The sequence below is a fragment of the Pantoea sp. SIMBA_079 genome (assembly GCF_046940275.1).
GTDB classification, from domain to species: domain Bacteria; phylum Pseudomonadota; class Gammaproteobacteria; order Enterobacterales; family Enterobacteriaceae; genus Pantoea; species Pantoea borealis.
The window spans coordinates 1-230 of record NZ_JAWRYR010001016.1 but is presented as its reverse complement, the minus strand read 5'-3'; the positions used below and the strand labels follow the sequence as shown (position 1 = coordinate 230).

Genomic DNA, 230 nt, shown 5'->3' with positions numbered 1-230 from the left:
GGAAAGACAACACTACTAAATCACATTTTAACTAATCGGGATAATCTTAAAGTAGCTGTTATTGTCAATGATATGAGTGAAGTAAATATTGATGTTACCTTGGTGAAAAAAGGGGGATTTTCTAAAACCAATGAGAAACTGGTAGAAATGCAAAATGGCTGTATATGCTGTACGCTAAGAGAAGATTTACTGATCGAAGTGGAAAAGCTTTCACAGCTAGGAGATATTGA

General features: G+C 34.3%; 1 protein-coding gene. It reads left to right on the top strand.

From position 1 onward, the window contains the following. A partial coding sequence (locus tag SB719_RS22985; RefSeq protein ID WP_412160163.1) for a GTP-binding protein occupies nucleotides 1-230 on the top strand: 230 nt, incomplete at both ends.